This is a genomic window from Sphingomonas sp. RS6 (assembly GCF_054489705.1).
Map to the genome: position 1 here is coordinate 1 of NZ_JBTMWM010000015.1, position 24,964 is coordinate 24,964.

The window sequence follows — 24,964 nt, forward strand, 5'->3', positions numbered from 1 at the left end:
ACTGGGCAACCTGACCCCGGTCGAGATGGCGGCCAAATCCATCGGCGGCAAACCGGGTCGGGGGTTAACCCCCGACCCAGTGTCATCACGCCCAAGCATCGGCATCAATCGGACCGTCGGCTCTACTCATAGGTGGAGGAAGGTCGGGGCTCAGACCAGAAGCCGGGCCGTTTCCACCGTCAATCCATGCTCGGTATTCCGGCCGAAAGGTTCGCGCTTGGGATTAGCTGTCATCACGCTTGCAGCTTCGCAATCCAGTGCTGCACGAAAGTTACGCGCTCATCGGGCGAAACGAAGGGAAGGAGAACAAGACTGTATCCCAATTCCTGATAGACACGCGCCATCACATCATGGGTCGCCACCGCCTCGTCCCAGTCCTGTTTGCGCTCGGCATCCTTGGCGTAAATCTCGGCCCAGGGCGGTGCGATGAAGACACGCCGATTGTACCGGTTGCTCTCCGCCGCGCGTGTGAGGTCGCCGGGTATGCCCAGCCCGCACAATATGCGGTAGCCGATGATGTCGGGAATGCCTCTGTCGAAGAACAGGACGCCGTCTTTCGTCCGTGCCTCCTCATAGGAGCTGAGGTCATGCGCCAGCATCCGCTCGGCAAAGGCGTTGCGGTCATCCCATGGCAGAGCGGTTCCGGCGGCGGCCACCTCGTCGCGGATCACCGCTCGTCCGGCCTCGGGCATATGCGGCAAGCCTTGTTCGGCCAGCGCCGCAAGGAGCGTGCTTTTGCCCGATCCTGGACCGCCGGTTACGACGAAGAAGCGATCCATCCTGTCCCTCAACTTTCCCGCGCTTGCGCGAAGGTGAGAACCAACGTGTCCCGCCATGCGGGGGCGCCCGGTATCGCGGACTCGATCGGTGTTGTGCCGTGGCGGACGGTACGGTCATCCAGCAGCAGCGCTTCGCCGGGACTGGTTAGCCGATGTTCGAGGATGCAAGCGCCAAATGCATCCTCTACGCGACTTTCACCGCCGGCGTAATCGCTGCCGCCGACGAGCAGGATCAACACCCAGTCGCGTCCGTCATGATGCATGCCCTCCGGCGTGGGGAGGCCGGGCTGTCCCGACAGTGCTTCGATCCGAAATTGATGCGCTTCCACCGTCCAAGGGGGCGGACACTGTCGGCTCGCATCCGCGATAAGGGAGGCAGTGCTCCAAACCAGTGCCTGAAATAGTCGAGAGCCCGCTGGACCTTCGTCCATTGGCGCGAACCAGCGCTCGACACCGCCATTCAATGGATTGTGATCGCGCTCCTGGTAATGTGGACGATGCGGCAAACGCGTGCATTTCCCGCCCGCCACCTCAAAGGCGGCATAGCGTCTGCGACGATAGGTGCCGCCGTCGGCCATCCAAGTGTCTCGCGGCAGATCGTCCCAACTCCGCGCGAACGTGGCCCATTCCGGGTTGCCGGGATCAACCAGCTTGCCCGGTGGCAGGAGCAGGGCGGGCGGCGTGGCGATGCACTCGCCGGAGGTGGTGACGAGCCGCCCGGTCATGCCTCATCGTCCCAATAGCCGACCGCATCGGCATAGCGCCCAACATGGTCCACCGACCGGCTCGCCTTGTCGCCGCCGGGCGCGGCGCCTGCCATGACCGCGAACTTGCCGCTGTCGGGATAGTCGATCACATCGGGCTCGTTCATCGTGCTGATGGCGAGGTAGCGAAGGTCCGTATCGCCGGTGTTGATAATCTGGTGCGCACTTGCCGCGCCGCTGGCAGGGCAAAGCGCGACATCGCCCGCCCGTAGCGCATGCTCGCCATCGGCGTAGCGCAGGCGGCCAGTGCCCGAGAGGATCACGAACAGTTCCTCATTCGCGTGATGGCCGTGGAACGGCCACGCCCGCTTGCCCGGCGGCACCACGACCAGCCTTCCGCCCAGCATGTGCGCACCCAGCGGCGAAGCGAAGGAGGCCATATGCGCTTCGTAGAGATCGCCATGCGCCTGCGTTTGCAGGTTTAGGGTGTCGAGATGAAGAACGGGGGAGGTGATAACAGCCATGATTGAACCAATACAATGGTTGATTTGATCGACTCATGATTTGATACAATGATGGGACCCAAGGAGCAACCAGATGAGTACGAAGACCCCGGCCGGTTTCTATTTCGATCCCGTCTCGCCCTTCGCCTTCCTGATGTGGAAGCGTCTGCGTGAAGACGATCTCGGATTGGAGATACGCCCGGTCCCGGTGCTTCTGGGGGCGCTACTCAATCACTGGGGCCTGATCGGTCCGGCGGAAGTGCCGCCCAAGCGCGCGCAGACCTATCGCATGTGCCTATGGCTGGCGGACAGGAACGGCATTGCGCTGCGCTTTCCCGATACGCATCCGTTTCGTTCGGTCGAGGCCCTGCGACTACTGATTGCGCTCGATGCCCGCGTGGATGCCGTCGATGCCGTGTTCGAGGCGGTTTTTGCGCAAGGCCGGGATCTGACCGATGGTGCCGAACTGGAGAGGCTCGGCGGCGAACTTGGTCTTTCCGATGTGCAGGACAGGATCGCAAGTGCGGATGTAAAGGACGGGCTCCGCGCCAACACCGAGGCGGCGATCGCGCGCGGCGTGTTTGGCGTGCCCACTCTCGCGATCGGGGAGGACCTGTTCTGGGGTTTCGATACGCTGGGCATGGTGCGCGATTATCTGGCCGATCCCGAACTGTTCCAGACGGCTGAGATGCAACGCCTCGGCACTCTCGATTATGGCGTGCCTCGGAGGGCAGAATCGTGAGCGGGGTCAATGACCCGCTTCTGCTCGAGCGTGTTCGCGAGAGCTTCTTGCGTCAGAGCTTCATGGGGCTGATCGGAGCCGAGGTGATCCACGCCAGCCACGGCAAGGTGGTTCTCGATCTGCCGTTCCGGGCTGATCTTTGCCAGCAGAACGGCTTCCTTCATGGCGGCGTGGTCGGTGCGATTGCCGACGTAGCGGGCGGCTATGCGGCCTATTCGGTCTTCGGGGATGGCGACGATGTCCTGACGGTTGAATACAAGATCAATCTTATCCGCCCGGCGGCAGGAGAACGCCTGCGCGCCACGGGTGAGGTGCTGCGGGCCGGCCGCGCGCTGACGGTCTGCGATCTCAAGGTCCATGCGATGCGCGGCGGAGAGGCGGTCCTGTGTGCTTCCGGCCAGCAGACACTGATGCGCATGGAAGCGGGCAAGGTATGACGCTCCCGGTGATCCTGCTTCCCGGCATAGGTGGTTCGGGGCCGGACCATTGGCAAAGCCATTGGGAACGAACCGATCCTGACATGACCCGCTTCGCGCCGTCCGATTGGGACCGGCCGGAGCTCGCCGACTGGTGCGAAGCACTGGATCGAGCGGTGGAGCCCCTGGACCGTCCGCCGATCTTGGTCGCGCATAGCCTGGCCTGCCTGCTGGTGGCGCATTGGTCCGCCGCGCGCCAAACGCCGGTCGCCGGCGCGATGCTTGTTGCCGTGCCCGACCCGTGCGGTCCGGCGTTTCCGGATGAAGCGCGGTCTTTCGCGCAAGTGCCGGAGCAGCCCCTGCGGTTTCCCAGCCTGATTGTCGCCAGCGCGAACGATCCTTACGGAACAGTCGATTACAGCAAACGACGTGCCCGGCAATGGGGTTCGCGGCTGATCGCGCTGGGTCCGCTCGGCCATATCAACGCGGGCAGCAATCTGGGCGATTGGCCGGAGGGCCGGGATATCCTCACGTCCTTCCGCGCTGAAATCGAAGGGGAGGGAGCATGACCATCTGGACTGCGCTTGCCGGGTTCACGCTGGCCGCCGGGCTTCTTGTCGTCACGCCCGGGCTCGACATGGCACTGGTCCTGCGCACGCTCGCCGTCGAGGGGCCGCGTCAGGCTCTCGCGGCGGCGGCAGGCGTGGTTGCGGGCGTTCTTGCCTGGGGGCTGATTGTGGCGCTGGGGCTTGGCGCGCTGCTCGCGCTGTCAGGCACGCTCTACACGATCCTCCAATATGCAGGCGCCGCCTATTTGCTATGGCTGGGGCTGGGCATGGTTCGTGCGGCTCTCAAATCGGGTGTGCCCTCCGAGGCAGTAAGCCCGGCTTTGCCGTCCGCTCCATCGCGATCAGGCAACTGGTTCATGAAGGGCCTGCTCACCAATTTGCTCAATCCCAAGATGGGTGTCTTCTATGTGAGCTTCCTGCCGCAGTTCATCCCGGCGGGAGCATCGGTAATGGGCTTCAGCCTGTTGCTTGCGGCGCTTCATGCCATTCTCGGCATGGCCTGGTTTGCGCTCCTGATCCTTGGCAGCCGTCCGTTGCGGCACTGGCTCGCGCAAGGAGCTGTGGCGCGCTGGCTCGATGGCCTGACCGGCGGCGTGCTCATCGCACTGGGTCTGCGTATCGCCTTCCATCCGGCGCAACGATAGCGCCATCTCCATATCGAGAGAGACATGCAGATAGCCGTTCTGACTTTCGACGGGTTCAACGAACTGGATTCGTTCATCGCGTCGACGATCCTCAATCGCCTCCGGCCGCTTGGCTGGGACGCTTGGATCACCTCGCCGACGGAGGAAGTGACGTCGATGAACGGTGTCACGATCCGCCGTCAGCGTCCCCTCGAATTCGCGGCAGAAGCCGACGCCGTCCTGATCGGCAGCGGTATCCGCACGCGCGACGTGGCTCGCGATGACGCGCTGCCGGCGCGGCTTCGGCTCGACCCGAGCGCCAGCTGATCGGTGCGCAATGCTCAGGCACGCTGCTGCTGGCGAAGCTTGGTTTGACTGGCGATCTGCCTGCCTGCACCGACCTGACGAGCAAGCCATGGGTGATAGAGGCTGGCGTGAACGTGATCGACGCGCCATTCGTCGCGCATGGCAACGTCGCGACAGCGGGCGGCTGCCTGGCCTCGCATTATCTCGCGGCCTGGATGATCGCGCGCGGTGGTTCGGTGGAACAGGCGCGCGAAGCGATCTACTATGTCGCGCCGGTGGGTGAAAAGGAACTCTACGTCGAGCGGGCAATGGCTGTCGTCGATCCGTACGTCGACGCAAAGTGACGGTGGCTGCTCGTCCGCTGGGGCATTGCGAAGGGCAGCCACCGTCGACGTGACTAAATCGTGCCTTGAACGACGCCTCGCCAATGATCGTAAAGCTCGCTCACAGACGAGTCCGTGAGTAACGGCATCGCCTCTCGGAGCTGCTCGTCAGGCCAGTTCCACCATTGCAGTTCCAGCAGCTGGGCAACATCGGCCTCGTCGAACCGTGTTCGGATCACTGTCGCCGGATTACCGCCGACGATGGTGTAGGGGGGCACATCTTTGGTGACTAGCGCGCGAGCGCCGATCACCGCGCCGTCGCCGATCGCGACACCAGGCATGATAATGGCTTCCGAGCCGATCCACACATCGCTGCCGATGACCGTATCACCTGCAGGCAGATATCCGTTAGTTGCGCCTTCGAAGGCCGGGACTTCCGGCATCCAGTAGAACGGGAAGGTGCTGATCCAGTCGCTCCGGTGTCCCTGATTGCCCGCCATGATGAAGGCCGCGCCCGAACCGATGGAGCAGAAGTTGCCGATGATGAGCCTGTCCGCACCCTCGTCCGGCACGAGGAAGCGGGCGCATTCATCGAAGCTGTGGCCGTGATAATAGCCTGAGTAGTAGCTGTGTCGCCCGACGACGATGTTGGGGTTGGTGACCTGACGATCGAGGGTAGTACCCTTGAACGGGCTATCGAAGAAATTGCTCATGAAAAGTACCGCTGAATTTTCGCCATTCCGGCGATTTCGTTTCGCATGCATGCTGGCGCACGAAACAGATAGCGCCAGGTCGATGACCTGACCGCTGCGTAGACTCCTCGCGCAAATCGCGCGCGAGGAGATTCAGATGGTACAGTCTGCGGACTTCATGCCGCCACTATGCGTTGATCCGTAACGAAAAGGCAAGTCCGCGCTCCGTGTGCTTACCGGTATGGCGGTCGGGGAATGCGCGTTGACCCGGATCACTCGCTTCCGGCCTGTTCGATCACCAGGATGCGTGCTTCGCCAAGGGGGTGGGCGACATGTTCATCGCCCGGCTCGGCGTGAAAGATGTCCCCTGTTTCAAGATGCAGAACCTGTTCGCCGCCAGCGGTCCGGACATACATGTCGACACGCCCGTCGAGGACAGCGAAGACTTCCGGGCCATCGTTGATGTGCCAGCGGTAGGGCTGGTCGGTCCAGTGCAGCCGCACCGTCGCATCGTCGATCCGCTCGATCGACAGCGCGTCCCAGGCTGATCGGCCGGTGAACTCGCGGCCCCGGATAACCTGCATTTCTATCCCCTTGCTCACCGCTGTTGTGACGGAGATTTGGGATCAGTTACCAGGCGACGTTTCCTGCGCGCTGTAGAAACTCTCGCCTTCGACCTGCCGGTCGCCCACGAAGCGCATCGTTTCGAGCGCCCGCCTGGCCTTGCCGTTGCGCCGGGCCACATAGTGGACGCCGAGCACCTGGCGTTCGATATCGCAGACGGCAGCGATCAGGGTAAAATGCAGTTCAGACGAAGCCTCCAGCGCCTTTGACCAATAGGCGCGCAAACTGGCCTTGCCTTCGATGATGGGAGATCCCGTCAGTTCCGCGGCCAATGGGCTGATGAAGCGCGCGTCTTCGGCAAAGTGCGCCAGAACGGCATCGAGATCGCGCGCGTTCCAATTGTCGATCCAGTTCGCCGCAAACATCTCCATTTCTTCCCGGTTCATGGCGCTCTCCTTCAGATCAGAAACAGCAGCGCGGTGAGCGCGGTCAGAACCGCCATCACGCGCACGAAGATCATCATGCCCTTGCGGCTCTCCAGCAATTCGCGGGCCCCTGCGCCCATTGCCGCCCAGGTTGCAATAGAAGGCAGGCCGACCAGTACAAAGGCCGCGACGATCACGCCAAGCTGCAAGACGATCGGCTTACCCGCCACGGTAAAGCTGGCGATTGCTGGCATGGTGATCGCCCAGGCCTTGGGATTGACGAACTGGAAGGCTGCCGCCTGAAGGAAGGTCAGCGGGTGTGCACCTTCGCGCCGCTCGACGCCTTCGGATTGCCACAGCTTTACCGCGAGCCAACCAAGATAGAGTGCACCGAAGATCCGCACTGCCCAGCGCAGCACCGGCCACGCCTCGAACAGCGCACCCAATCCCAACCCGCTGAGCACCAGCATAAGCGCGCAGCCGAAACTGATCCCGAAGATGTGCGGGATCGTCCGCCGGAATCCGAAAACCAGCCCTGAAGAGGCGAGCATGATATTGTTGGGGCCGGGCGTCGCCGTGCAGACGAAGCTGTACAGCGCAAGCGGGGCAAGCAGACTCGTATCCATGATGTTCTCCTGCGATGCTGGATGATCATCATTGAATTATGAGTCAAATGTGATATTGAACCGGTTCAATATGGATCGGGGGTGGCAATGAAGGACTGGCAGCCGGATATCTCGAAAGGCAGTGCGCCGGTATACGAGCGTCTCGTGGCCGCGCTGGAGGGCGATGTGCGCGATGGCCGCCTTGTGCCCGGCGACCGTTTGCCCCCGCAGCGCGAGCTGGCGCACCGCCTGTCCCTGAGTGTCGGCACGGTCAGCCGGGCCTATGTCGAGGCGGAGCGGCGCGGGTTCATTTCCAGCCATGTGGGCCGGGGTTCGTTCGTCGCCGACCGGGCGAGGCCGCATGCCGCGCCACATGACACCGGCCCGCTCGACATGGCGCATAATGTGCCGCCGCTCGATCCTGCCGAGCGCTGGATCGGGGAGGGGCTGTCCCGCGTGCGCCAGCGCGCGGATCTTGGCACAGCGGTGAACTATGCGCCGCCCGAAGGCCTGGCCTCGATCCGCGAGGCCGGGGCATCCTGGCTCAAGCGCCGTCATGGCGTGACGCGCGCGACGGCAGATCGGGTTATTCAGTGCAACGGCGGGCAGCATGGCCTTGCACTTGCCTTCGCGGCGCTGGCGCGGCCCGGCGATACGATCCTGTGCGAAGCCGCGACTTATCCCGGCATCCGGACATTGGCCGACTACGCTGGCTACCGCCTGCAGGGCGTTGCCATGGATGAGCGCGGCATCGACCCCGAAGCGCTCGCCCGCTGTGCCCGGGAGACCGGCGCCAAGGTGCTGGTCATAATCCCGACCTTGCAAAACCCGACCACGATCACCCTCGATTCCGCGCGCCGCGCTGAAATCATCGAGGTCGCCCATGCCCATGATCTGATGATCGTCGAGGACGATGCCTATCGCGTCTTCGTCGATGCCGGGGCGGCGGACTGTTTTGCCGATCTCGCGCCGGAACGGACGTTGATGGTCGCGGGCGTTTCCAAGGCGGTCGCGCCCGGTTTGCGGATCGGTTTCCTGTTGCCGCCTGACAATGAAGATATTCGCGATCGCCTGCTGCTGGGCATTCGTGCCTTTGGCTACAGCCCACCCTCGCTGGGCGGTCTGGTCTTCAGCCAGTGGGAACAGGATGGAACGGCCGACAGGATCGCTGACGATGTAATCACCGAAAGCGAGGCGCGGACACAGCTGGCCGCGTCGATCCTCGGCAAGGCGATGGCCCCGCCGGGGGCGGGCCGCAGCCTGCATGTCTGGATGCCGATGCCCATGCTCGATGCCGAACGGCTGAGCGCCCGCGCCTTGCGTGCCTCCATCGCGCTGACGCCGCCTGACGGACCGATTGTCGATGAGGCTGCACCCTCTGGCGTCCGTCTGTGTCTTGGCGGCCTGCGCTCGCGCGATACTCTTGAACAGGCGCTTCGCGATATCGCTGCCATGCTGGCGACTGCCGGAGACAGCGCCGCACGCGGCCTGGTCTGACATGCGGGACCAGCCATGCACATGAAGCGATCCCCGGCGAGTGGTACGGATCTCAGGTCTTACGCCACGCTCTGCATCGTGATCCTGTTCTGGTCGGGCAACTTCATTGTCGGGCGAGCGGTGAACGGTGTCATTCCGCCATTCACGCTGGCGCTGGTCAGGTGGAGTGGCGCGCTTGTGATCCTTTTGCCTTTTGCCTGGCGGCATTTGCGCGCCGATCGGCAACGACTCCTGTCGCACTGGAATGCGGTCCTGCTGCTTGGCCTGACGGGCGTGGCGGCCTTCAATGCCTTCATCTATTCGGGCCTGCAATTCACCACCGCCAGCAACGGGCTTTTGCTTCAGGCGGCGATCCCGGCGCTCGTCCTCCTGTTCAATCGCCTCTTTTTCGGCGACCGAGCGTCGGCTTTGCAGATCGTCGGCGTGACCCTCTCCATGCTGGGCGTGGCGGTCATCGTGCTGCGCGGCGATCTTGCTGCACTGGCGCGGCTGACACTTAATTTCGGGGATTTCCTCGTGCTGTGCGGGGTGGTCTGCTGGGCGCTTTACACCGCGTTGCTGCGCCTTCGCCCCGATTGCCACCCGGCCAGTTTCCTTGCGGCGACATTTCTTATCGGCGCCTCAGTAATGGCGCCGCTCGCCGCGATGGAAATGGTGGGCGGGGCAGGCATCCCGTTGCGAGCCGATGTGCTGGGCGCCTTTGCTTACGTCGCTCTCTTCCCATCGCTGGTCGCCTATGTGCTCTACAACGCGGCTGTGAAAAATCTCGGAGCAGCACCCGCAGGCCAGATGATTACTTTGATGCCTTTGTTCGGCGCCGGACTCGCCGCTCTGCTGCTGGGCGAGGCTTTATTCAGGTTTCACATCATCGGAATGGTGCTCATCCTGGGCGGTATTGCGCTGGGCGCGGTGGGCGTGCAGCGCCGACTGCGGCGTATTGATGATTTTGGGCCGACTGTTTCGCGCGGCCGAACCAGTTGAGTAGGCATGTCATGTGGAATTACCGGCGGGTCGGAGCGTGATCTGGCCCCCTATTCGCCGGACAGGTCTAAGCGGTTGTTGAAACCAGTGCGCGATGCTCGCGCGGCGAGCGCATTTTCAATCCAGAGTGCGGGTGGTTGTCGTTATGGTCGTCGATCCAGTTGGCGAGAGATGCCAACGCGGGAGGAACGTCTGGCAGCGGCGAGATGTGGACGTAGTCTCGCTTGAGGGTGTGGAGGAAGGCTTCCGAAATGCCGTTCGACTGCGGGCTGCGGACGGGCGTGAAGCAGGGCTTCAGGCCCGGGTGGCGTGCAAAGATGCGGGTGTCGCGTGCAGTGTATGCTGAACCATTGTCAGACAGCATCTCGACGGAGGTGCCTGCGCGGAGCGCACCAAAGCGGGTCTCCACGGCTTCCAGCATGATGTCGCGCACATCCGATTCGCTGATGCCGGCGTTGGAGAGTGCGCGCCAGGCGATGATCTCGCGGTCATGCGCATCGATGATGAAAGCGCCGCGGACCACCTCGCCGTTCCAGCAGGCGATTTTTTGGGCGCGACCGGTCCAGCGCTTCCTTGAGGATCTCGACCTTGAGCGTCTTGCGGCCGAGTTGGCGCTCCAGCACGCGGATGCGGTTTTCCATCTCGCGGACCTGGCGATTGCTCGTCACGTCATCGTCGCCGGTGACCGCGACACTACGGCCTTCCAGCATCAGCCGGCGCTAGCGATACAGAAGGTTGGGCGCAACGCCGTTGCGCCGGCCGACGACAGAAATGCTATCGCGACCAACGAGCGTGTCCTCGATGATCCTCAGCTTCTCGGTGGCGCCCCAGTGACGGCGGCGCCCGCCGTCGGTGATGATCTCGGACACGGACATAAGCCTATGCTCAGGGGATAGTCCCAAGCCTCCTTCTTAGGCTCAGATCCGTCCGATCGAAATGGGGGCCAGTTCAGTTGCAGCTGAATCCGTCTTTCAGCTCTCTTGATGTTCCAGCGGCACTTAAGGAGCGTCGCCCTCGAACAGTCCATCGATAAAGCCCTTGAAGGCTGCTTCGAAACGCGCGCGGGAAAAGGTCGATGCGTGCGCGCGGACTGCGTGCGGAGAAAACTGCGTTTGGTGCTTTTCGAAACGGAGGATCGCATCGCACAGGCCGTCGGCGCTCTGTTCGCTGAACAATATGCCGGTGATGCCATCGATCACGGTGTCCAGGGCGCCGCCGCGACCAAGCGCAATCACCGGCCTGCCGCTTGCCATTGCTTCCACCGGTGCAATCCCGAAATCCTCTTCTCCGGGCATAAGAAACGCCCTCGCTTTCGCATAGAGGGTCTTGAGCTCTGAAAAGCTGCACTGGCCGACAAAGCTCGTATTCTTGCCCGCACGACGCTTCAGACCTTCGGTATCCGGTCCTGTGCCGGTGATGACCAGCCGCCGGCCGAGCCGCTCGCAAGCCTCGATCGCGATATCGATCCGCTTGTAGCCCACATGGCGGCCGGTGATCAGATAATAGTCGTCCACCGTATCGGCGACATGAAATTCGTCGACGTCGACGGGCGGGGCGATGACCGTGGAGTCGCGTCGATAATATTGCGCAATGCGGTTGGCGACGTGGTGCGAATTGGCCACGAACGCATCGACCCGGGCAGCCGTCAGGAAGTCCCATGTCCGCAGTCGGCCGATGAACGCCGACATGATCCAGCGGATGAGAATGCCCGAATCCCGGCGATAGTCCGCGAACTGGTCCCAGATATAGCGCATCGGCGTATGGCAATAGCAGACGTGCTTGGCGCCCAGCGGCACCAATACGCCCTTTGCCGGGCCGGACTCGCTTGAGATGATCAGATCATAGCCGCCGAGATCGAAGTTCTCGAGCGCGGAAGGCATCAGCAGGATCAGTTTCCGATGCATCTTTGTCGCGCCAGGAATTTTCTGGAGATGGCTGGTGAACACCTTGTGATCGCCGGCGACGTTGCGTGCCACCTCCTCATCGGCGATCAGCGTGAACAAGTCCGCCTGCGGATAAATGTTCAGCAGTGATTTCACGACCTGCTCGCCCCCCGCGACCGCGACCAGCCAGTAATGGATGATCGCAACCTTGCGCGGGCGCCCGGTCGGGGCGTGGCGGACTGAAACCGGCGCGAGATCATTCAACTCTGGCATGAAGGATTCCCTGAAATCTGATGCGCTCGCAAAGCGGCGAGCGCGGCGATTGGAGGTGGGGCGAGGCGGAGCTCGACCGGCTATTGTCGGTGATCATGCGACCCTGCGGATGCGCGAGTGAGCGGTAGCCGGCGCATCAGTTGCGCCGCCGGCGCGAAGCGGAACGTCAGCAACAGAACGCCGTACGCCAGTCCCCCGAGGCCGATGAGCGTAAGGGTGGCAGCGGCACCCTGGATTTCGCGGAGGGGATAGAGAAGCATCCCCATGCCGATTGCCGCCCCGGCAATCCTGATCGTGTCGGCATTCACGAAGGTGAGCGGCATTTCGCGTTTCGATAGTGCCACGCTCACCGCAAAGGTAACCAGCTGCGCCGCGGCCGAGGTCATCGCCATTCCCGCCACTCCCCAGGTCCGCATCGCCGCGGGAGCAAGCAGCAGCGTCGCGACCAGCGTGATCGCCGGCGGCACCAGCATCAGCTTCATTCGCTTCTTGATCTGGAAGACCATGGCGAGCTGAAAGGTGATCAGGCAGCGCACCAAGGTGGCAAGCCCAAGCAGCGGCAGGATGCGGCTCGCCTCGTCGCGATAGGCTTCGCCCAGCAGCAGTCCGGCAACGCCCGGCGCCAGGACGGCGATGCCGATCGCAGCCGGCAGGCCCAGCCCGAGCTGAAGGCGGAAACTGTTCTGCAGCACGCGCCCTGCCGCTGCCGCGCCGTCCTTCTCATATGCACGAACGAGGGTAGGGTAGGCGGTCAGATTGATCGCCATCATGACGAACACCAGCGTCTTTTGCAGCAGATCCGCCGGCGCAGTGTAATGGCCGATCTCCGCAGCCCCCAGCACGCCCGCGATCAGGAAGCGATCGATCACACCGGCGCCAAAGGTTAGTGCGCAGCTGCCGATCAGCGGAAAACCCAGCTGGAAGGTCGCCGCGATCTCGCCCTTCCGCGCCTGCCATGGTCGCAGGCTGCGCCAGAAACGATCCAGCGCGACGCCGGCGAACAAGGTTGCCGCCTGGGCGATCACGGTCCCCAATATCGCCCCTTTGGCGCCGAGGCCGAAGCCGGCGACCAGGACGACCCCGATGCCTAGCGACAGGATCGAGCGTGCCACCATCGATGCGAAATACTGCCAGGCTTCGGTCCGTATGCGACTGACCGTGTTGGCCAGCGCCAGCGCCATTTCGGTAAAGGCGAACGCCGCGATCATCGGCACGAACGTCGCCGGCATGCCGAATGCGGCGATACGGAACGCCCAAAGCGCCAGCGCGACCATGCCGAGCGTGCAGCAGCATCCGACGTACAGAACCAGCAGCGCGTTGGCTCGCCCTGGGCTTATCTCGAACCGCTGGTTTGCATCGAACAAGGTGCGCGCGCCGGTAAGCCGAAGCCATTCGAAGACGACGGCATTGAGGAGCAGTGCGGACGCGGAGACCAGCGAAAACAGCCCGAACTCGGCGGGCGCGAGCACATGCGTCCAGACGAAGATGGCGGCAAAGTTCATGCCGCTCGAAATGGCGAGCGCCGCTGTGGTGATCGCCGCGTTCGACTTTGACGAGATCGACATCCTAGCGGCCCTGAGCGAATGCAGATGGCACTGCGGCGCGCCGGTCGCGCGTGCGGTTCGTGACGCAGATCATGCGCGGCCACGCCCCAGGCGCATCCTGCCTCGCGGTATCCGTTGCCGACCTGTATGCCGGCGCGATCGCCCGACGAGGCCGAAGGTCAGCATCGTTGCCCGGATGATGCTGTCGCTGCGACCGAGTTCCCACAGGAAGAACAGCGCCAGTGCGACGGTCGCGAGCGACTTCACGCCCATGATGTTCCAGAGGTACCCGTCGGCATAGGTCGCGTAGATCGAATTTACGACGCGACCGAACAGCAGCGCGGCGATCCAATTGGCACGCGCCAGCGAATGGGCCAGCAGAATCAGGATGGCGGCGTGGTACAGCGCGATGGCCGTTGATGCGAGCATCATCCCCGTCGCGCCCGTCGTCATGAGCAGATAGGGGTAGAGCGAAAACACGAACCCGCTGCTCAGCTTCATCAGGCCAAGCAGATACTCCCAGGAGGTGAACTGCTTCATCACATAATATCGACCGAAATCGGTGCGGACGGTCGTCGGGTCCTGGGCATTGGGCGAAAACCAGGTGGCGACATCTGCTGATAGGGCGGCCTTGTCGAACGCGGTGGGCGCCGCATGGGACTTGTCCGCGTGGTACCAGAGCTGCCCTTGCAGCGCGGCGCGGTCGGCATAGCGTTGAAGGGCCATGTCCAGATCCGAAGCGGCGCCATAGGCCAGAAGGACTGCGGGGATAGTGAGCGCGGCAATCATGGCCGAGCCGAGCGCCAGCGAGCGCACCGGAATCTGGCGGCCATAGCCGATGTGGACGAGAACGGCCGGAATGCCGACCATGCTGATGACGAGCACCAGCGAGGTGAATTTCTCGCCGAACAGGATCGAGACGGCCAGCAACCAGACCGTCAGACCGGCGGCGCGCCTTCTATATTGCGGAATCGCAAGCAGCGCTCCGATGAAGGGGACCAGAACCAGCCGGTTCCGCATGAAGACGCCATAGAAGGTGGAATCGACCCGCCGCTCGAACGAGAATCGGTCGATGCCTGATAGCAGGGGGAACCCGTTCTTGAGACCGACCCACAGGAGGAGGACGGACGACAGGGCCGCAGTGACGACCAGCGTCTTCCAGATGAACCCGGCATTGGCCTGCCAAATCGGTTCCGCGCGCCGGTAAACCTGCCGCAGGCCGGGCCAGGCTCGTTCGACCAGCGCTGAGACAACGCCGAAAAACAGGATGTACACGATCAACAGCCGGGAGAACGCACCCGTCGCATGCCCGATCGTCTGGGTTTCCGTCATATAAGCGCCGCTCTCGATGGCCGCGCCCGACATGAATTCGGTCATCCGAAGCACTAGCAGCGGAAGAAGAAACAGGAACGATGCCGGGGACGATCGGAGTATGCCGAAGCAAAGCGAGACGAAGATTCCGATCGTCGTATAGGCCCATAGCGGTGACGGCCACAGGATGGCGGCGATCGCGTTTATTCCGGCGCATACGAAATGTGCCGTGAACATGAGAAGGTACACGTTTCGTCTAGCGGCTGCGACGGGGGCACGCGACGATGGCGGTATGCGCTGATTTCTCAGGCATTTGTGCTGCGTCTTGCGACGATCTTCGGTTAGAGTAAGTTTATCCTTCATGTGTCGAACAATTCGGACGATCCAATATTAGTGTGCTGTGATATTCCGGGGAATGTTGACATCTTTCCGGGTGGATATACGGTCGATTTTGTCTTGTGAACGAGTTTATTTGTGTTTTACCGGCGAATCTGTGCAAATTTATAACATGAGGGCGCACGATGAACTTGCCGACGTCGGCGCGGTTTACGGTTCCGGCCGCATGCCGGGCGCCCGACTTTCCGGTAAGGCCGGCTGCCTGTGCGCGAAAATTCGGTCCTGAAGATGTTCTGGGCGAAGCTGTCCCGTCGACTCATGATCTTCGTCCTGCCACTGTTGGCCGTCGCCGCAGGAGGGGGCGATGTCGCCGGCTCGCGCGAGCCCTCTTCGTTATGGCGTGCGTTGGCGACAGCCGTACCGGTGAGCCCGCTTCCCGCTGATTCCGGCGACTTGTTCCAAAGCTGGACCGCGCCGGACGGCCGTGAGGTAACCGTGCGGGTCGCCTTGCCGCGCGCCTTGCCGCAAGGTCCGGTCGTTCAGGTCATACCTGGCGATGCAGCAGCCGCCCGGATCGAAGCCGCAGCCGCACGCCTCCGCGCTGCCGGCGGCGGCATTCTATCGCTGGCGCCGGGGGTCTATCGGATAGCCGTGGCAAAGGATCGCCCGGGCCTGACGTTCGCCGACCTGCGGGATTTGACCGTCATCGGCGATGGCGCGATCGTGGAATTTGACGGCTGGGGTACGGGGATTGCGATCCGCAACGTCACTCGGCTCGCGATCAAGGGGTTGTCTCTGGCCTATGTCCAGCCGGCGGTGTTTGCCGCGACGGTGCGAAAGGCCGGTGCTGCGACGATCGTGGAGTTCGATCGCGGCCAGCCGCTGCCGGCTCCGGGGGCCAGAGCCTATCAGCTGTCCGTCCTTGACGGCGAACGAGGCCTGTATCGGGGCGGACGAAGCCGTTACCTCTTCTATCGCGCCCCGCTGTCATTGTCCCCGGCGGGGGGGAGGCGCTACGCGGTCTCCGGCTGGGGCGCGGATGTGCCCGACGGCAGCCGGGTTGCGGTGAAGCTCACCGCCTATCTAGGCGCCGCGGTGGCCGTGACCGACGCCGCCGGCCAGCCCAAGTCCAGCGACATCGTTTTTGATCGCATCGCCATCCGCAACGGCCCTGGCATGGGCATTTTCGTCGCGAGGATGGGGCGGGGGCTTGCGGTGGTCGGGTCGCGCTTCGGCGATGCCGGGGCGCCGGCTGCGACGATCGCCTATGATGGCCTGCACGTGAGCGGCATGGATGGCGACATTCTCGTCAGGGATAATGTGTTCACCCGAACCGGCGATGACGCCATCAACCTTGCGAGCCCGCTGTTCGAAACGGTCGCGGGGCCCCAGGATCAGTTCGCCGTCCGGCTGAGAGGCGGTGGGCTGGCGCCTGGGGCGGATGCGGCGTTGTTCGATTCGGCATTGTCCTATCTCGCCCAAGGCAGGGTAGCCTGGCGTCAGGATGGCGGTGCGGGTGGAGTTGCGCATGTGCGGATCGCTGCCTCGGGGTTCCGGCGGCAGGACGTGCGATATGCACGCGACCTGGCCCTGCGCGGCAATCGCTATGCGGTGGTGAACAACCGCATTGGCGAATGCGAGTGCCACGCCATTCTTGCACAGGGGCCGAATGGCCTGGTTCGGGCCAATCGCATCTCGGACACCGGGTTCAACGCGATCAAGATCGTGACCAGTGCTTTCTGGAAGGAAGGGGCCGGCGCGCAGAACCTGCTCGTCGAAGACAATGTCATCACTCGCACGGGGGAGGATGTGCGTCGCGACGTCGCTGCTGCGGCGATCATGGTCTATGCCGAGGGTGCGGGGCGGCCACCCGGTCTGCTTTCCACCCCCGTCCATGCAGGGCTGACGCTGCGGCGGAATCGGATCGCTTCGCCAGCGCAGGGTTGCATATCGGTCGCCAGTGCTGCGGACGTCGTTCTCGAACGAAACGATTGCAGCAATCATGGGAGTGCCGGCAACTGGCGTGGCGGCGCCGGCATGATCGGCGGGCTGCGCAGGCTCCACGACAATCTTGCACATCTGTTCGGCGCGAACGGAATCTGGATCGATCCGTCCACGACGAGGAATGTGCGGTCCACCGATAATGTAGGGGTGTGACATGCCGCTGCAGGCCCACCCATTTCAGGAAAAAGGTAAGGCGAATGAACGCTGGATGGCGCCGCGACTTGAAGGCGAACGCTGCAAGGAGCGGGTTCAAGGGGGCGATGATCGCCTGGTTCAAGAATCCCGGTTTTGCGGTGGTCACGCTGGCTCGCGTGATGCAATGGGGTGACGCGCGAGGCTCGATATTCGGCAAATTCGTCGCCAGCCTGTTTTGGTGGCACATCGTCAGGCGCTATGGCTGCTATATTTCCCCCAGCTCGCGCTTCGGCTCGTCGTTGCGCTTGCCCCATCCAGTGGGGATCGTGATCGGCGACGGGGTCCGTCTGGGCGATGGCGTCACCCTGTATCAGCATGTCACCCTCGGCCGTCGGAGCGCGAAGGTCGATGGCTATCCCGCGGTCGGCGACGGCGTGACGGTTTACGCGGGTGCCATTCTGATAGGCGCGATCGCGATTGGCGATGCCGCGGTGATCGGAGCCCACGCGACCGTCGACCGGGACGTGGCACGCGGCGAAGTGGTGCGGACTCGCATGGCCGATGCCTGACCGATCAGCCTTCGCCGACGGTGACGAGCCATCGGGCGGCTATGTTGCGATCATCCACGGACGTCGAGGAAACGGCGCTCGGCGCCATCGATGCACAGCGCGGTCAGCCTTCCGCTGGCATAGGCGCCGGTATCGATGCCTATGCGGTTCGGCCGGCACTCGGGCTCGTCGCTGATGCTGTGGCCATGCACGACGATTGCGCCGTGATCGACCTTGCTTCGCAGGAACGGCGCGCGAATCCAGTGCAGGTCGTGGAGCAACTGATGTTCGATCGGAATGCCGGGCCGGATCCCCGCATGGACGAACAGGTAACTGCCTAGCGAGAAGCGCGGGGCGAGTTCCCGCAACAGGTTGATGTGCGCTTGGGGGATGGCGTCGTGCAACTGCGCGATCGCGGCGGCCGGCGCCATCGTCGCCAGTGCCTGCGGATCAAGGCCGTAGCTCTGCGCGCACGCTGCGCCGCCGAAGCGGAGCCAGTCTCCAACGTGTTCGCCCGCCCCGTCGAGGATAGCCAGCAGTATTTCCTCATGATTCCCCGAAAGCAGCGTCAGGCTGGGATCTGTCGCGCGTCGCGCGATAACGAGATCGAGTACGCCACGCGAATCGGGTCCGCGATCGATCATGTCGCCCAGCAGGATCAGATGCTCCTCGGCGCGCGGGTCGGCAGCCCGCTCGGCATCGATCGTCGCCAACAGCTGTACCAAAAGGTCGCTTCGGCCGTGCGTATCGCCGATCGCATAGGCGCGAACGCCCTTTGCCAGCGAACGGCGCGTTGTGCCTCGATCAGCGTTGCGAAGGATGCGCCGCAATAGGGTCATCATCTGTATCGGTAGACCGAGCGACCGGGCGATCGCAACCAGTGCAACAGAGCGAATTTCGGCCGCCAGCTATCGCGTTCAGTCGGTGCTCCCCGCCCGTCCTGCCCCCCCCCCGATAGCGCCGGCCTGTCTCCGCCTGAATTCGGGGGCGGCTCGGCCATTTTGCGGTGTCAAAGAATCGAATCTAGCGAAGCGCTCCAGCTTTCAAGCGATCTCTCAGCAGGTTGCTCGCGGTCGACACTATGCCCGCCATGGCGGGCATCAGGAAGACTCGGCACATTCACCTACCCGTTCACTAGGTGAATACGTTCATAATTGCGGTTAGCGGACAATAAATATAGCTATATATTGTGCTGGTTCGCGAAATAGGGCTACATCTTTGCTTATTGGCGAGAGTAGCGACATATATGATCCATTCCGGTCAAATTACTGGTTCATAATTTTTACAACATTAAGGAATCATACTAAGATGTGATCTCTCGGTAATGTCGATAGGATGGTTATAATTAGGCTGATAGATATAATCCTATAATTCAAATAGAAGTATTGTCCTTAGCGATATAGATATCGACATAACCAGAATATATTAACCAAATGTTACAATATTGGAGAGATTCAATGGACAATAAGGATGGATCGGCGATCGTGTCCTTGGCGACTCAGTTGACGATCGCTTGGCTAGGGAACCACAATACGCGTGTCGTCGCCGAAGAGGTTCCCGCGTTTCTTCGTAGCATGCACGCTACCCTCACTGATCTGGAAAATGCTCCATCGGCCGACGAGGTTGAGGGCGCGCCCGGGACGGGTGTTCGGGTGCATTCTCCAGCGGTTTCCGTTCGCAAGTCGCTTGCATCGCCCGATTACATTATCTCGATGATTGACGGTAAACCTTATCGCACGTTGCGGCGTCACCTTGCGGCCTATGGTCTGAGCCCCGAGGAGTATCGTGCCCGCTACAATTTGCGTTCTGACTACCCGATGGTCGCAGAAAGCTATTCGGAACGTCGGCGTACCCTCGCGCGTGAGCTTGGTTTGGGCCAGAAAGGTCGCGCTGCGCGCGCCAAGAGTGCTGAAGCGGCCGGCAACGGCAGGCATCGAGGTGCGGGTTGACCCTGAGCATCAGGCGCGCGTCGTTTGGTTCGGATGCACCGCGGTGCACCGAACTCGCTCGGAACGATTCCAGGCACTAAGGGTTGTGACACGACCCGATTTCGGCCGTCACGGCCCCGGGCCTCGACAGAGTGAACTTGCTTAAGCGCTTGAATTAACGCATTTTTCACTGTTACACTTTAGCCAAAAGTGTCGCAGTGCGCAATCGCGTAAATGCATGAGCAGACTTTTTTTCCGCGCTGCAGCGGTTGGCACTGTGGTGCTCTCGACCTTCTGCAGCGGGCCTCGCGCAAAAATGCTGCTGACACTCGCCGCGGGTCGATACTGAAGCCGGTATCGAACGGCTGCGCAGTGCGGTTGAGTCCTCGGTATCGTTGGCTTGGCTCTCGGGCGATTGACTGGATCGTTCGCCGCCGCCGGTTCCGTTGCTTCCGCCCCTGTCTCGGCCTGCTCCTCCGGCTGCCACATGCGCGCAGCAAGATTTCGCTCTTCAGCGCCCATTGCGGACGTGTAGATCGCGGTCGTCTTGATGTCCGCATGGCCTAGCCAGCGCTGCACCATCGTTAGTGGCACATTGGCCTGGATTGCCCTTACGGCAAAGCCATGTCGCAAACCCTTTGGGCTGGCATGATCACCCGCAATACCGGCATGGTCCATCACTTCGCGGATGCGGCGATATCCTGTCATACGTGACCACGGCCATAGTCGCCGTTCAGGTTCATCGATCTGCCGGACGAGGCGAGCCAACAGATCCAGCAGGGCGTCGGGCAACGGGATGCCTCGATATACCGTCTTTCCGCGCTTTTTCAGGCATTTCACGATCAGCGATTTCGCTTCGAAATCGATATTGGCGGCCGTCAGGGCAAGAGCTTCAGAAATTCTGCATCCGGTATAGGCGATTGTTAGGCAAAAGCTTCGTACGTCGAGAGGAAACTTTCGAGTACTTTCATTGAATGCTGCGATCTCGTTGCTGGTAAGGTATTTTCTGTTACCGCAATTTGTGAATATCGTTAGTTCCATGACACGATTCCTGATGGATTCAGCTGAATATAAAACCAGATCTACTGAGTGGATATTCGAACCATCAGCATTTCGGTTGTGATACAATATTGGCTAAAAGGTAACAGACTTATAAATCGTGGTTGCGCTGCTACGGAGTGATCCAATGTCAATCATGCATATGGCCGGATGTGCATCGGATCGCGCGTCAAAGCGTGCCCTATTGACACCGAATCCCGATGCAAAGCGCAGCATTACAGAACAGAGTAATGTACTGTTTACCATAGAAATAGTGAATATTAGAGATATACTGAAATACTATGGTGAACCGTTGGTGCCTGGGATTCTCCGCGCTGTCGCGGTGGCGATCGAGCGGCTCAATGGCTGCGGCGTGGTGGAGGTGGTCGCGGCCCGACGGCTGCGCTGTTCGTTCCCTCGTGATCAGGTTGGTGGAGAGGATGCGCTCGCGGGTTCCTGCGAGGACTGGATCCGTCGTATTTGCCACTCGATTGCGCTCATTCCGTTCGCCACCGAGTTGGGGGTTGCGCACGTCCGGCTTTCCGGCTGCTGGCTAGTCGAAGGCGCAGAGGTGGCCTTTGGCGGTGGCCTCCTGTGCGATTCTCCCGGTGCAGCGGAGGGGGCATTCGGCGATGAGATGGCATCCGGTGAGGAGGCTGTCCGGTATCGCCGCGACATGGCCTTGGCATCGAAACTGTTGTGCGCGCTGGCTGATTTAGACGGAAACGGGCTTGGTCGGGGCGGCCTCCGCATTGCCTGGCGTCCGGTGGTGGCAAGAGCCTCCTGCGAGGTTCTTTACTATCAGTCGACGGTTCGACTTGATGGGGCTGCCTGCGATCCGTGGATGGTTCGAAATGTGCTGCCGGCGGTGCAGCGGCTCGGGTTCGGCGGGGTTGTCGACGAAGTCATCGCGTGCGGCGCTGTTGCCGAACTGGCGGCCGATCGAGCGGTCGTTCTCTCGGCGCCCATCTCCTCGGAGGGGGTAACCGGCAGTGCGTGGTGGCGGCGGCTGCGCGCGCGTCTCGAGCGCCAGCCGGAGATGGCGTCGCGGCTCGTGCTGGAGATTGGTGAGACGACCCCGCTGGCGCGGAGCTCGGAGGTTGGCCGCTTTTGCGATGAGGTGCGTCGGCTCGGGTGTCTGATCGCGGTCAGCGGGTTCGGGGCCGGGTTCGCGTCGGTTCGCCAGCTTGTGACTGTCGCTCCTGACATCGTCAAGATCGATTGCGGGTTCGTCCGCCGGTCAACGACCTCGTCGCGTGATCGCGCAATCCTGGAGGGATTGGTGCGGCTCGCGGGCGCAGTCGGCTCGATCGTCGTCGCGGATGGCGTTGACACATTGGCGCAGGCGCAACTCGCCGAGGAGGTGGGGCTCGCTTGGCAGCAAGGCCATTTTTGGGGCGAGGCGTCGGCCTATCGACCTTGGTGCGGGTCACGGACGCCTTCGGCCCTGAGCAGGTCGCGGCTGGCCAGCTGAATAATCATCAACGGGATCAACAGGTGGTTTGTGAACTATCCAGCAAATCGATTCGAGGTTGATAATTGTTTATCCAGCGAATCTGTCGACGTTAAGATGAAACTTAATAATGGTTCCGAGTATGATTTCATTGAAAAGTCGCTGCCCATAAAGGGATTGATAAGTGGGTTGATTATTAGCGTTCCAATATGGGCAATAGGCATTGCTCTATTTGCGTTCATATGAGTTGATCTGGTTGGATTAAATATTTTCATCGGGCGATTATCATGGTGAATCTGTCAAGCAGACTTATGGGTATGGGCGCGGATTCAATGTCGCAGTTGGTTGTCGCATTTTTCCAACGCAGGCGCGCTCTGTCGCGCGACTGCGCGCGCGTCTTCCAAGCCCTTGCGTGCGCATCTCGCGGCCGGCCGGCGGGCGGCTCTGAGTTACTCGCCAGACCGGTCCCAAGGCTCGCCAGTCCGGGCGGCTGACCAAGCTCCGGTCGCCTGTTCATCTACGCCGTAATTCTAGGTCTCCCCGCGTGTCGCGTGGGGAAGGGGGACATATGCTAACTTCCAACCAAGTCCGGACCTCCTTCCTGCAGACGCCAATCGCAGGTGCCGCCGATATCGACCTGGCGCTGCCCAGTGCGAGGTCGCTGCGGGCGATCTTCGTCAGCGTGAAACTGGTACTTGTCGACCTTGCAGGGCTTGCGCTGGGCTATGCTGGCTTCTTCCTGTTCGCGCATCGCGCAATCGACCCCCTGGGTAGCAAGCTACTGCTGGTAATGGCCTCGACCTATCTAACGGTGGCCTTTTACGGCCGTTGCTACGCGTCGGATGTCGGGGGAGGGGGTGTTTGTCGGGCGTTGCTTGCATTGATCGTGACCTTTGTCTCGATGCTGTTCGGGGCTTCGATACTCGATCGACTGAATCCGACATGGTTTGCACCCTTTGCAGGCATGATGCTGGCGATGATGGCGGGCGTCACGGCGAGCCGGCTGGCATTGAGCGCCGTGCTTTCGGCCGACCGCTGGCAGCTGCGGCGGGCGGGCGGGCACACGGTGGTGCTCGTCGACGGCGATCATCGCGGGCTCGCGGGCAATGTCGACGGCATGATCGTCGACGTCGAGACCTACGGACTGCGCGCCGACGTCAATGACCCGGCGGCGCTGGCACGGCTCGGCAAGCTGGTCGCGAATGCCGACCGCGTGGTGGTGGCCTGCGACGCCGATCGCCGCGCCGCCTGGTCCGCCGCGCTGGGCGGCACCAACGTGCCTGTCGAACTGCTGATCGAGGAAATCGGCGAACTGGTGCCCCTTGGCGCAGGCAAGTTCGGTGGCCGGCCGACGCTTCAGGTCGCTGCGGAATCGCTGACCCCCGAACAGCGGCTGCTGAAGCGGCTGTTCGATATCACGGTGGCGTCGACCGCGCTGGTGCTGCTCTCGCCCTTCTTCCTGTTCGTCGCGCTGGCGATCAAGCTCGACAGCCCCGGCCCGGTCTTCTTCCGCCAGCCCCGGGTGGGGCGCGGCAACCGTCCGTTCCGCATGCACAAGTTCCGCAGCATGCGCGCCGACATGCACGACGTGAACGCCAATCGCCTGACCACAGGGCGCGACGACGCGCGCGTCACCCGGGTCGGCCGCTTCATCCGGGCGACCAGCATCGACGAACTGCCGCAGGTGATCGACGTGCTGCTCGGCAATATGAGCATCGTCGGACCGCGCCCGCACGCCCTCGGCGCGAAGGCGGGCGGCAAGCTCTATTGGGAAGTCGATGGCGACTATTGGCGCCGGCATTCGATGAAGCCGGGCATCACCGGCCTCGCCCAGGTTCGCGGCTTTCGCGGCACGACCTTTGAAGAAGAGGATCTGCGCAACCGACTCGCCTCCGATCTCGAATATGTCGAGAACTGGTCGTTCACGGGTGACCTGTGGATCATCCTGCGCACCTTCATCGCGCTGACCGGAAAGCAGGTATTCTAGAGCGGCGCACCGTCGCCGTTCGCGGCCGGGACGATCGTACCCGAACCGCAAAAAAAGCGGCCGGCATCTGCCGGCGAACAACCCCGAAGGCGGTGCCGCCTTCCAATGCGATGAGACGAGACTCATGATCCAGTCAGCACTCAGTGGAACGACGCAGCGAGCCGTGGTGTTTTCACGCCCCCTGTCGCCAGCGGCACGGCGGCTGTTCCCCGGTTCCGGGGGCGGCGAGGCGCGGGACATCGCGCAGCGGCTTCTTGCCGAGGCGGAGCACGAGGATGTCCGGTCCCCGCTGCTGCGCGAGGCGGCGGAGGAACTGCTGAAACTGTCATTCCTGATCGGGCCGGTTTCGGAGACTCAGATCTTCACCGATTTCGTCCGTTCGAAGCTGGGGCTTCGCCACCGCGGCAGCGCGCTGCTGCTGCTTGAGCTGATGGAACGTCCCGGCGTGCCGCGCAGCGCAGCCGAACTGGCGCCGATCGTCTGCACGAAATCGGTCAACGCCGCCTGCGTCAAGGTGTTCGCACATGAACTGCGCACGGTGCTGATGGCCCAGGGCATCATGAACGCCGTTCGGAATCGCGCACGTGAAGGCTATTTCATCGAACAGGCCATCATGCCGCAGCTGCAGGCATTGCTGCAGTAAACACGTGTCCGCAAATTCGAGCGGTTCGAACAGGCCCTGATCTTGCTGCCCCGATCGAAGGCGGCAACCGTCCCGATACCCGGGTGAACTGGCCCGACATCGGCTCAATGCCAGGCACCCCGCCTTTCGGTTTTTTGTTTGGAGATATCGTA

The 24,964-nt window shown here is 62.3% G+C and carries 24 protein-coding genes and 2 pseudogenes; 13 read left to right on the top strand and 13 right to left on the bottom strand.

What is annotated here, in order from left to right; translation table 11 throughout:
- Positions 1–233: 233 nt before the first annotated feature.
- Genes ACX40Y_RS17715 through ACX40Y_RS17725 form a run of 3 tightly spaced genes read right to left on the bottom strand, consistent with a single transcriptional unit; the run spans position 234 to position 2,007 of the window.
- Complete coding sequence (locus ACX40Y_RS17715; RefSeq protein WP_459120903.1) at positions 234–779, bottom strand: AAA family ATPase; 546 nt, start codon at positions 777–779, stop codon at positions 234–236.
- Between the two features lie 8 nt (positions 780–787).
- Positions 788–1,504: a 2OG-Fe dioxygenase family protein gene (locus ACX40Y_RS17720; RefSeq protein WP_459120904.1), complete on the bottom strand. Its 717-nt coding sequence runs from the start codon at positions 1,502–1,504 to the stop codon at positions 788–790.
- A complete protein-coding gene (locus ACX40Y_RS17725) occupies positions 1,501–2,007 on the bottom strand; it encodes a cupin domain-containing protein (RefSeq protein WP_459120905.1) in 507 nt (168 codons plus the stop codon). The genes ACX40Y_RS17720 and ACX40Y_RS17725 overlap by 4 nt, the downstream gene beginning before the upstream one ends.
- A gap of 73 nt (positions 2,008–2,080) precedes the next feature.
- Here ACX40Y_RS17725 and ACX40Y_RS17730 point away from each other — a divergent pair, with 73 nt between their 5' ends.
- From ACX40Y_RS17730 to ACX40Y_RS17750, 5 genes and pseudogenes are all read left to right on the top strand, one after another.
- Positions 2,081–2,728 carry a DsbA family protein gene (locus tag ACX40Y_RS17730; protein ID WP_459120906.1) on the top strand — a complete coding sequence of 216 codons (648 nt, stop codon included), beginning with the start codon at positions 2,081–2,083 and terminating at the stop codon, positions 2,726–2,728.
- A complete protein-coding gene (locus tag ACX40Y_RS17735) occupies positions 2,725–3,165 on the top strand; it encodes a PaaI family thioesterase (protein ID WP_459120907.1) in 441 nt (146 codons plus the stop codon). Before ACX40Y_RS17730 ends, ACX40Y_RS17735 begins: the two co-directional genes overlap by 4 nt.
- Complete coding sequence (locus ACX40Y_RS17740) at positions 3,162–3,713, top strand: RBBP9/YdeN family alpha/beta hydrolase (protein ID WP_459120908.1); 552 nt, start codon at positions 3,162–3,164, stop codon at positions 3,711–3,713. Before ACX40Y_RS17735 ends, ACX40Y_RS17740 begins: the two co-directional genes overlap by 4 nt.
- On the top strand, positions 3,710–4,357 hold the full coding sequence (locus ACX40Y_RS17745) for a LysE family translocator (protein ID WP_459120909.1): 648 nt from the start codon (positions 3,710–3,712) through the stop codon (positions 4,355–4,357). The genes ACX40Y_RS17740 and ACX40Y_RS17745 overlap by 4 nt, the downstream gene beginning before the upstream one ends.
- 24 nt (positions 4,358–4,381) lie before the next feature.
- Positions 4,382–4,986 (top strand): annotated as a pseudogene (locus ACX40Y_RS17750) (DJ-1/PfpI family protein).
- Between the two features lie 53 nt (positions 4,987–5,039).
- Here ACX40Y_RS17750 and catB read toward each other — a convergent pair.
- The 4 genes from catB to ACX40Y_RS17770 all read right to left on the bottom strand — a co-directional run bounded on the left by catB (position 5,040) and on the right by ACX40Y_RS17770 (position 7,272).
- Positions 5,040–5,678 carry a type B chloramphenicol O-acetyltransferase gene (gene catB, locus ACX40Y_RS17755; protein WP_459120910.1) on the bottom strand — a complete coding sequence of 213 codons (639 nt, stop codon included), beginning with the start codon at positions 5,676–5,678 and terminating at the stop codon, positions 5,040–5,042.
- 251 nt (positions 5,679–5,929) lie between these two features.
- Positions 5,930–6,241, bottom strand: a complete 312-nt coding sequence (locus tag ACX40Y_RS17760; protein WP_459120911.1) for a cupin domain-containing protein — start codon at positions 6,239–6,241, stop codon at positions 5,930–5,932.
- Positions 6,242–6,283: 42 nt separating this feature from the next.
- Positions 6,284–6,667: a nuclear transport factor 2 family protein gene (locus ACX40Y_RS17765; RefSeq protein ID WP_459120912.1), complete on the bottom strand. Its 384-nt coding sequence runs from the start codon at positions 6,665–6,667 to the stop codon at positions 6,284–6,286.
- 11 nt (positions 6,668–6,678) lie between these two features.
- The gene (locus ACX40Y_RS17770) at positions 6,679–7,272 is read right to left on the bottom strand and encodes a LysE family translocator (protein ID WP_459120913.1); all 594 of its coding nucleotides are present in this window, start codon (positions 7,270–7,272) and stop codon (positions 6,679–6,681) included.
- An 87-nt stretch (positions 7,273–7,359) separates the two neighbouring features.
- Between ACX40Y_RS17770 and ACX40Y_RS17775 the strand changes: the two genes are divergently transcribed.
- Both ACX40Y_RS17775 and ACX40Y_RS17780 read left to right on the top strand, forming a co-directional pair.
- Positions 7,360–8,748 (top strand): aminotransferase-like domain-containing protein, encoded by a 1,389-nt coding sequence (locus tag ACX40Y_RS17775; RefSeq protein WP_459120914.1) that lies wholly within the window; start codon positions 7,360–7,362, stop codon positions 8,746–8,748.
- Between the two features lie 21 nt (positions 8,749–8,769).
- Positions 8,770–9,729, top strand: coding sequence for a DMT family transporter (locus ACX40Y_RS17780; protein WP_459120915.1), 960 nt, complete (start codon positions 8,770–8,772; stop codon positions 9,727–9,729).
- 67 nt (positions 9,730–9,796) lie between these two features.
- On the opposite strand, the pseudogene ACX40Y_RS17785 reads toward ACX40Y_RS17780, so the two are convergent.
- From ACX40Y_RS17785 to ACX40Y_RS17800, 4 genes and pseudogenes are all read right to left on the bottom strand, one after another.
- Positions 9,797–10,604 (bottom strand): annotated as a pseudogene (locus tag ACX40Y_RS17785) (integrase core domain-containing protein).
- A 123-nt stretch (positions 10,605–10,727) separates the two neighbouring features.
- A complete protein-coding gene (locus ACX40Y_RS17790; RefSeq protein ID WP_459120916.1) occupies positions 10,728–11,876 on the bottom strand; it encodes a glycosyltransferase in 1,149 nt (382 codons plus the stop codon).
- 89 nt (positions 11,877–11,965) lie between these two features.
- The gene (locus tag ACX40Y_RS17795; RefSeq protein WP_459120917.1) at positions 11,966–13,450 is read right to left on the bottom strand and encodes a lipopolysaccharide biosynthesis protein; all 1,485 of its coding nucleotides are present in this window, start codon (positions 13,448–13,450) and stop codon (positions 11,966–11,968) included.
- Positions 13,451–13,519: 69 nt separating this feature from the next.
- Complete coding sequence (locus tag ACX40Y_RS17800) at positions 13,520–14,806, bottom strand: DUF6418 domain-containing protein (RefSeq protein WP_459120918.1); 1,287 nt, start codon at positions 14,804–14,806, stop codon at positions 13,520–13,522.
- Between the two features lie 534 nt (positions 14,807–15,340).
- Here ACX40Y_RS17800 and ACX40Y_RS17805 point away from each other — a divergent pair.
- Positions 15,341–17,233: a hypothetical protein gene (locus ACX40Y_RS17805; protein ID WP_459120919.1), complete on the top strand. Its 1,893-nt coding sequence runs from the start codon at positions 15,341–15,343 to the stop codon at positions 17,231–17,233.
- 107 nt (positions 17,234–17,340) lie between these two features.
- Positions 17,341–17,784 (top strand): serine O-acetyltransferase, encoded by a 444-nt coding sequence (locus tag ACX40Y_RS17810; RefSeq protein ID WP_459120920.1) that lies wholly within the window; start codon positions 17,341–17,343, stop codon positions 17,782–17,784.
- A gap of 50 nt (positions 17,785–17,834) precedes the next feature.
- On the opposite strand, the gene ACX40Y_RS17815 is transcribed toward ACX40Y_RS17810, so the two are convergent.
- Positions 17,835–18,605: a metallophosphoesterase gene (locus ACX40Y_RS17815; RefSeq protein WP_459120921.1), complete on the bottom strand. Its 771-nt coding sequence runs from the start codon at positions 18,603–18,605 to the stop codon at positions 17,835–17,837.
- A 615-nt stretch (positions 18,606–19,220) separates the two neighbouring features.
- Between ACX40Y_RS17815 and ACX40Y_RS17820 the strand changes: the two genes are divergently transcribed.
- Complete coding sequence (locus tag ACX40Y_RS17820) at positions 19,221–19,712, top strand: Ros/MucR family transcriptional regulator (RefSeq protein ID WP_459120922.1); 492 nt, start codon at positions 19,221–19,223, stop codon at positions 19,710–19,712.
- Positions 19,713–19,853: 141 nt separating this feature from the next.
- On the opposite strand, the gene ACX40Y_RS17825 is transcribed toward ACX40Y_RS17820, so the two are convergent.
- Positions 19,854–20,732, bottom strand: a complete 879-nt coding sequence (locus ACX40Y_RS17825) for a tyrosine-type recombinase/integrase (RefSeq protein ID WP_459120923.1) — start codon at positions 20,730–20,732, stop codon at positions 19,854–19,856.
- A gap of 145 nt (positions 20,733–20,877) precedes the next feature.
- Between ACX40Y_RS17825 and ACX40Y_RS17830 the strand changes: the two genes are divergently transcribed.
- The 3 genes from ACX40Y_RS17830 to ACX40Y_RS17840 all read left to right on the top strand — a co-directional run bounded on the left by ACX40Y_RS17830 (position 20,878) and on the right by ACX40Y_RS17840 (position 24,812).
- Complete coding sequence (locus ACX40Y_RS17830) at positions 20,878–22,203, top strand: EAL domain-containing protein (RefSeq protein ID WP_459120924.1); 1,326 nt, start codon at positions 20,878–20,880, stop codon at positions 22,201–22,203.
- 547 nt (positions 22,204–22,750) lie between these two features.
- Positions 22,751–24,169 (top strand): sugar transferase, encoded by a 1,419-nt coding sequence (locus ACX40Y_RS17835; protein ID WP_459120925.1) that lies wholly within the window; start codon positions 22,751–22,753, stop codon positions 24,167–24,169.
- A gap of 163 nt (positions 24,170–24,332) precedes the next feature.
- Positions 24,333–24,812, top strand: coding sequence for a hypothetical protein (locus tag ACX40Y_RS17840; protein ID WP_459120926.1), 480 nt, complete (start codon positions 24,333–24,335; stop codon positions 24,810–24,812).
- Positions 24,813–24,964 lie beyond the last annotated feature (152 nt).

Coding starts and splice junctions, on each gene's coding strand:
- catB (WP_459120910.1), bottom strand. CDS start 5,678: ATGAGCAATTTCTTCGATAGCCCGTTCAAGGGTACTACCCTCGATCGT.
- ACX40Y_RS17835 (WP_459120925.1), top strand. CDS start 22,751: ATGCTAACTTCCAACCAAGTCCGGACCTCCTTCCTGCAGACGCCAATC.
- ACX40Y_RS17770 (WP_459120913.1), bottom strand. CDS start 7,272: ATGGATACGAGTCTGCTTGCCCCGCTTGCGCTGTACAGCTTCGTCTGC.
- ACX40Y_RS17800 (WP_459120918.1), bottom strand. CDS start 14,806: ATGACCGAATTCATGTCGGGCGCGGCCATCGAGAGCGGCGCTTATATG.
- ACX40Y_RS17780 (WP_459120915.1), top strand. CDS start 8,770: ATGAAGCGATCCCCGGCGAGTGGTACGGATCTCAGGTCTTACGCCACG.
- ACX40Y_RS17820 (WP_459120922.1), top strand. CDS start 19,221: ATGGACAATAAGGATGGATCGGCGATCGTGTCCTTGGCGACTCAGTTG.
- ACX40Y_RS17730 (WP_459120906.1), top strand. CDS start 2,081: ATGAGTACGAAGACCCCGGCCGGTTTCTATTTCGATCCCGTCTCGCCC.
- ACX40Y_RS17825 (WP_459120923.1), bottom strand. CDS start 20,732: ATGGAACTAACGATATTCACAAATTGCGGTAACAGAAAATACCTTACC.
- ACX40Y_RS17760 (WP_459120911.1), bottom strand. CDS start 6,241: ATGCAGGTTATCCGGGGCCGCGAGTTCACCGGCCGATCAGCCTGGGAC.
- ACX40Y_RS17795 (WP_459120917.1), bottom strand. CDS start 13,450: ATGTCGATCTCGTCAAAGTCGAACGCGGCGATCACCACAGCGGCGCTC.
- ACX40Y_RS17745 (WP_459120909.1), top strand. CDS start 3,710: ATGACCATCTGGACTGCGCTTGCCGGGTTCACGCTGGCCGCCGGGCTT.
- ACX40Y_RS17765 (WP_459120912.1), bottom strand. CDS start 6,667: ATGAACCGGGAAGAAATGGAGATGTTTGCGGCGAACTGGATCGACAAT.
- ACX40Y_RS17720 (WP_459120904.1), bottom strand. CDS start 1,504: ATGACCGGGCGGCTCGTCACCACCTCCGGCGAGTGCATCGCCACGCCG.
- ACX40Y_RS17830 (WP_459120924.1), top strand. CDS start 20,878: ATGTCAATCATGCATATGGCCGGATGTGCATCGGATCGCGCGTCAAAG.
- ACX40Y_RS17775 (WP_459120914.1), top strand. CDS start 7,360: ATGAAGGACTGGCAGCCGGATATCTCGAAAGGCAGTGCGCCGGTATAC.
- ACX40Y_RS17725 (WP_459120905.1), bottom strand. CDS start 2,007: ATGGCTGTTATCACCTCCCCCGTTCTTCATCTCGACACCCTAAACCTG.
- ACX40Y_RS17810 (WP_459120920.1), top strand. CDS start 17,341: ATGATCGCCTGGTTCAAGAATCCCGGTTTTGCGGTGGTCACGCTGGCT.
- ACX40Y_RS17740 (WP_459120908.1), top strand. CDS start 3,162: ATGACGCTCCCGGTGATCCTGCTTCCCGGCATAGGTGGTTCGGGGCCG.
- ACX40Y_RS17815 (WP_459120921.1), bottom strand. CDS start 18,605: ATGATGACCCTATTGCGGCGCATCCTTCGCAACGCTGATCGAGGCACA.
- ACX40Y_RS17715 (WP_459120903.1), bottom strand. CDS start 779: ATGGATCGCTTCTTCGTCGTAACCGGCGGTCCAGGATCGGGCAAAAGC.